5 protein-coding genes and 1 pseudogene are annotated in these 5258 nt (G+C 72.9%); 3 read left to right on the top strand and 3 right to left on the bottom strand.

Translation table 11 applies throughout. The features are described from left to right. The 3 genes and pseudogenes from GTW40_RS20955 to GTW40_RS20945 all read left to right on the top strand — a co-directional run. Positions 1-629: pseudogene (locus tag GTW40_RS20955) on the top strand (glycosyl transferase); the annotation flags it as partial. Positions 630-691: 62 nt separating this feature from the next. After that, entirely contained in the window at positions 692-2143 is a 1452-nt protein-coding gene (locus GTW40_RS20950; RefSeq protein WP_202486204.1) for an MFS transporter, read from the top strand. A gap of 92 nt (positions 2144-2235) precedes the next feature. Next, positions 2236-2991: a TetR/AcrR family transcriptional regulator gene (locus GTW40_RS20945; protein WP_202486205.1), complete on the top strand. Its 756-nt coding sequence runs from the start codon at positions 2236-2238 to the stop codon at positions 2989-2991. A gap of 23 nt (positions 2992-3014) precedes the next feature. On the opposite strand, the gene GTW40_RS20940 is transcribed toward GTW40_RS20945, so the two are convergent. The 3 genes from GTW40_RS20940 to GTW40_RS20930 all read right to left on the bottom strand — a co-directional run. Continuing rightward, on the bottom strand, positions 3015-3482 hold the full coding sequence (locus tag GTW40_RS20940) for a PPOX class F420-dependent oxidoreductase (RefSeq protein WP_161181732.1): 468 nt from the start codon (positions 3480-3482) through the stop codon (positions 3015-3017). Between the two features lie 85 nt (positions 3483-3567). Then, complete coding sequence (locus GTW40_RS20935) at positions 3568-4389, bottom strand: YceI family protein (protein ID WP_161181731.1); 822 nt, start codon at positions 4387-4389, stop codon at positions 3568-3570. Between the two features lie 107 nt (positions 4390-4496). Beyond that, a partial coding sequence (locus GTW40_RS20930) for a carboxypeptidase regulatory-like domain-containing protein (RefSeq protein ID WP_202486203.1) occupies positions 4497-5258 on the bottom strand: 762 nt, incomplete at its 5' end.

Genomic DNA, 5258 nt, shown 5'->3' with positions numbered 1-5258 from the left:
GCGGCGGCTTCCCGGGCGGCGCGGGGATGCCGGGGGCCGGTGGGAACCAGCAGGGCGGCCAGGGCGGCCAGACCCCGCCGAACGGCAACGGCAACAACGGCAACGGCTTCCCGGGCGGCGGCGGAATGCCCGGCCAGAACGGCAACGGCTCCTCGAACGGCCAGCGGAACGGCACCGGCTTCCCCGGCGGCTTCTCCCTGGGCGATCGCGGCCGTATGGGCGGCGGCATGGGCGGTCTGCTCGACGGCGCCAAGGTCTCCGCCGCGGCCAGGAAGCTCCTGGAGACGGACGCCGACTCCTACACCTGGGTCGCCGCCTCCATCGGCTCGCAGAACGCCGCGAGCTACCAACTCGCCACCGGCGACCCGGTGATGGCCATCGGCGGCTTCAACGGCACCGACCCGTCCCCGACGCTGGCCCAGTTCAAGAAGTACGTGGCCGACGGCAGGATCCACTACTTCATCGCGGGCGGCGGCATGGGCGGTGGCATGGGCATGGGCGGCCGTGGCGGTGAGGGCGGCGGCAGCGGCTCGTCGTCCGGCATCAGCACCTGGGTGGAGGCCAACTTCACCAAGGTGACGGCCGGTTCGGCCACCTTCTACGACCTGACCCGGCCGAAGAAGAGCTGACCCCGACCCCACGGAGATAATTCCGCTGTACACCGTATAGTGCCCGCTATACGGTGTACAGCATGTCCGCTTCCCCCGAGCTGCCCGCACCCCGGACGCCCCAGACATCCCCCGCTCCCCAGGCACCCGAGGGACACTCCCGCCGCTGGCTGATCCTCGGCGTCATCTGCCTCGCCCAGCTCACCGTGCTGCTGGACAACACGGTGCTGAACGTGGCGATCCCCTCGCTCACCCGTCTCCTGCACGCGGGCACCGCCGACATCCAGTGGATGATCAACGCGTACTCGCTGGTCCAGTCGGGCCTGCTGCTCACGGCGGGCAGCGCGGCAGACCGCTTCGGCCGCAAGAAGATGCTGCTGGCCGGGCTCGCGGTGTTCGGCACCGGATCATTGGTGGCCGGACTCGCCGACAGCACCGGCCAGTTGATCGCCGCGCGGGCCGGGATGGGCGTAGGCGGCGCGCTGCTGATCACCACCACGCTCGCGGTCGTCATGCAGATCTTCGCGCCCGCCGAACAGCCCAAGGCGATCGGCATCTGGGCAGCGGTCAACTCGCTCGGCTTCGCGGTCGGCCCGCTGATCGGCGGCTTCGTCCTGGACCACTTCTGGTGGGGCGCGATCTTCCTGATCAACATCCCGGTCGCCGTACTCGGCCTGATCGCGGTCGCGGCGCTCGTGCCCGAGTCGAAGGCGGCGCCCGCCGAGGCGCGCGGCGGCCGTCCCGATCTGCTCGGCGCGCTGCTGTCCACCGTCGGCATGACCGCCCTGGTGTTCGCGGTCATCTCCGGCCCGCACCACGGCTGGACCTCCCCCCGTGTCCTCGCCACGGCGGCCGGGGCCGTGCTCGTGCTGGCCCTCTTCGGGTACTGGGAGAGCCGGGTCCCCGAGCCGATGCTCGACCCGCACTTCTTCCGCGACCGCAGGTTCACCGGCGCGGTCGCCGGGGTCGTGCTCATCACCTTCGGGATGGGCGGGGCACTGTTCCTGCTCACCCAGCACCTCCAACTCGTGCTCGGCTACGGCCCGCTGGAGGCCGGGGTGCGCACCGCGCCGCTCGCCCTGACCGTCGTGGCGCTCAACTTCTCGGGCCTGTCCGCGAAGTGGGCCGGAAAGCTGGGCACGCCGGTGGCCATAGCCCTGGGCATGGTGCTGATGGCGGCCGGTCTCGTCTCCATCGCCGAGCTGGCCTTCGCCGGGTACGGCGGCACGCTGCTCGGGCTCGTGCTGATCGGCGCCGGGTGCGCGATCGCCAACCCGGCCATGGCGCACGCCATCATGAGCGCGATCCCGCCGGACAAGGCGGGCGTCGGCGCCGGGATCAACGGCACGCTCGCCGAGTTCGGCAACGGACTCGGGGTGGCCGTCCTCGGCGCGGTCCTCAGCTCCGCCGTGGTCTCGGGGCGTTCGCTGTCGGCCGGGCTCGGCGAAGGACAACTGGTGGGCGCGGCCGCGGTGCTCGCGGGCGGGTTCCTGGCGGCGGGACTGCTGCGGCGCGCGGAGCGCACGGCGGCCTGAGGGGCGGAGGATGTGGGTATGCGGCCGGAGGGCCGGGCGACGGTTCTGGCATCGTGACCGGTGACCGGGAGAGCGACGAGGAGGATGCGCCGATGGTGAAGGCGGAGCGGTCGGCGCGGGACAGCGTGTGGCTCGGCGGCAAGGAACGGCGCGGCACCCGCGCGGGCCAGCCCTCGGGGCTCGACCGGGAGCGGATCACCACCGCGTCACTGCGGCTGCTGGACGCCGAGGGACTGGAGAAGTTCTCCATGCGGCGCCTCGCGGCCGAGCTGAACGTCACCGCCATGTCCCTGTACTGGTACGTCGACACCAAGGACGACCTGCTCGAACTCGCCCTGGACGCGGCCTTCGGCGAGCTGCCGCTGCCCGACTTCGAGGACACCGGCGCCGACTGGCGCGACCAGCTGCGCGAACTGGCCACCGCCTACCGCTCCCTGCTGGTGCGCCACCCCTGGCTGTCCCCGCTCGCGGGCCGCTACCTCAACATCGGCCCGAACTCGCTCGCCTTCTCCCAGGGCATCCGCCTCGCGGTGCGCCGGGCCGGGCTGCCCGCGCACGGGGTGACGGGGGCGATCTCGGCCGTCTTCCAGTTCGTCTACGGCTTCGGCACCATCGAGGGCCACTTCTTCGCCCGCATCGCCGCCACCGGCCTGAGCCCCGACGAGTACTTCGCGCAGGCCATGGACTCCGTCTCGGAGATCCCCGGCACGGCCGAGATGCTGCGGGAGTCCAGCGAGCTGATGGCGGCACGCGGCGGTGACACGGTCGCGGAGATGATGAACCGCGACTTCACCTTCGCCCTGGACCTGCTGATCGCGGGCATCGAGGCGATGGTCGCGCGCGGCTGAGCCGTCGGGCCCCGGCCTCGCGCTTAGTCGCCCTCCACCAGCCGCGCCGGGAAGCCGCCCGTCGCCACCGGTCCCCACCGCTCCGGCGTCACCCGGATCACGGATTTGCCCTGGCGGATCATCGCCTGCCGGTACTCGTCCCAGTCGGGGTGCTCGCCCGCGATGTTGCGGTAGTACTCCACCAGCGGTTCGAGGGAGTCCGGCGCGTCGATGACCTCGGCGGTGCCGTCGACCTGGACCCAGGGGCCGTTCCAGTCGTCGCTCAGCACGATCACACTGACCCGGGGGTCCTTCCGGATGTTCCGGGTCTTGGCCCGCTCGGGATAGGTGGCGGCCACGATCCGCCCCGAGTCGTCCACCCCGCAGGTCAGCGGAGACCCCTGAGGCCCGCCGTCGGCACGCCGGGTGAGCAGGATCCCGCGGTGGCGGGGGCGTACGAAGTCCAGCAGCTCGTCGAGCGTCACGCGGGTGTTCGTCGCGATATTCGGCATGCGGGCAGCCTAGGACGACGAGGGCCCGGCCGGTTGGTGCCCGGCCGGGCCGTGTCGGATTCCTGCTCGCGTCGGAGCACGCGTGTCAGAGCGCGGGCAGCGTGTCCCCCTGGACCGCCTGGATGTCCAGTTCGACGCGGAGGGTGGTGCCGATGGCGGCGATGCCCGCCTGGAGGATCTGGTTGTAGTTCATCGCGAAGTCGTCGCGGTGCAGCTCGGCCGTCGCGCGGAACGCGGCGCGGGTGCCGCCCCACGGGTCGGCGCCGGTGCCGAGGTAGGCGAGGTCCAGGTCGACCGGCCGTACCACGCCGCGCATCGACAGCTCGCCGTGCACGGTCCAGCGGTCGGGGCCCGCCTGGGTGATGCCCGAGGAGCGGTAGGTCAGCTCCGGGTGGTGCTCCACGTCCAGGAAGTCGGCGGAGCGCAGATGGGTGTCGCGCATCGTGTTGCCGGTGTCGATGGACTCGGCCCGGATCACCGCCTCCACCCGGGACTTGGCCAGGTCGTCCGGGGCGATCTCGATGCTCCCGCCGAACTCCGTGAACCGGCCCCGCACGCTGGAGATCCCCAGATGCTGGGCGACGGCGCCGACGGTGGAGTGCACCGGGTCGATCGTCCAGGGTCCTGGCGGCGGCAGCTCGGTGCCGCCCTGCCGGGCCAGCGTCACCGTGCCGGCCTCGGCCCGCCCGCTCGCGGTGACGAAGGCACTGGAGGCGGCGGGCGCGTACCCCACGGCGGTCACGATCACGGTGTACGGACCCGGGGCCAGCACGGTCGTGTCGTGCACGGCGCCGTCGGCGTCGGCCTCGGCGCGCAGCACCTGCGTGCCGGTCATGTCGGTCACCGTGACGACCGCGTGCGACACGGCCCAGCCGTCGCGGGTGCGGATTCTCGCGGTCAGTGCCATCCCGTTCTTCTTCTCCCTGCGCAGCCCCTGCGCGTGTCGGTCCCAGCGTGTCGATCCAGGGAACCGGCCCGGGGCGCGTCCCCACGCACCCCGGGCCGGCCGGTGAACTACTCGCCCGGGTGGGCGAGTTCGATGTCGTGCCCGTCGGCCCCGGTGCCGGAGACGGTGAGCGCGGTGGCCACCGGCGGGTACCCGGTCGCGATGACCGTGTAGTCGCCCGCGTCCAGGTCGGTGAAGGCGTACGCGCCGTCCGTCCCGGTGGTGGCGGTGCCGACCACGTTGCCCGCCTGGTCGACGAGCGTGACGCGGGCGTCGGCCAGCGGCCCGTGCGGGGCCCGTACGACACCGCGCAGCAGCGCGCCGGTGTCCAGCTCGGCCTCGACCCGGGTGACGCCGGTGGCCGCGACCTCGACGGGCAGCGCGCGCGGCCGGTAGCCGAGCGCGTTGACCGCGACGGTGACCGGGCCCGGCACCAGATCGGTGAAGCCGAACTCGCCCTGCTCACCGGTGACGGCGGAGGCCAGCAGGTCCCCGCGCACATCGGTGACGACGACCATCGCGTCCCTGACCGGCAGCGCGCTCCCGGCCGCCCGGACCACACCGGTCAGGCCGCTGGTGCCGCTGAGCAGGATGTCGTAGGTCAGCGGCTCCTCGCCCACCACGACGGTGGAGGCCTGCGGCTGGTAGCCGTCGGCGGAGGCGATGAGGACGTACGAGCCGGTACCCGGCGCGCTGAGCGCGTAGGAGCCGTCGGCCTGGGCGACCGCGCGGCCGAGCTGGCGCCCGGTCAGCGAGATCAGCGTGACGGCGGCCTGCGGGACCGGCGCGCTCTCCGCGCCCCGGACGTGCCCGCCGACCGGCGTGCCCGT

The sequence above is a fragment of the Streptomyces sp. SID4985 genome (genome assembly GCF_009863025.1).
Taxonomy (GTDB): Bacteria; Actinomycetota; Actinomycetes; order Streptomycetales; family Streptomycetaceae; genus Streptomyces.
The sequence above is the reverse complement of the archived record's forward strand: the minus strand, read 5'-3'. Positions and strand labels throughout refer to the sequence as shown.

Excerpts from the sequence above, each read along its gene's own strand:
- GTW40_RS20940 (WP_161181732.1), bottom strand. The coding sequence starts at position 3,482 with ATGCCGAATATCGCGACGAACACCCGCGTGACGCTCGACGAGCTGCTG.
- GTW40_RS20945 (WP_202486205.1), top strand. The coding sequence starts at position 2,236 with ATGGTGAAGGCGGAGCGGTCGGCGCGGGACAGCGTGTGGCTCGGCGGC.
- GTW40_RS20950 (WP_202486204.1), top strand. The coding sequence starts at position 692 with ATGTCCGCTTCCCCCGAGCTGCCCGCACCCCGGACGCCCCAGACATCC.
- GTW40_RS20935 (WP_161181731.1), bottom strand. The coding sequence starts at position 4,389 with ATGGCACTGACCGCGAGAATCCGCACCCGCGACGGCTGGGCCGTGTCG.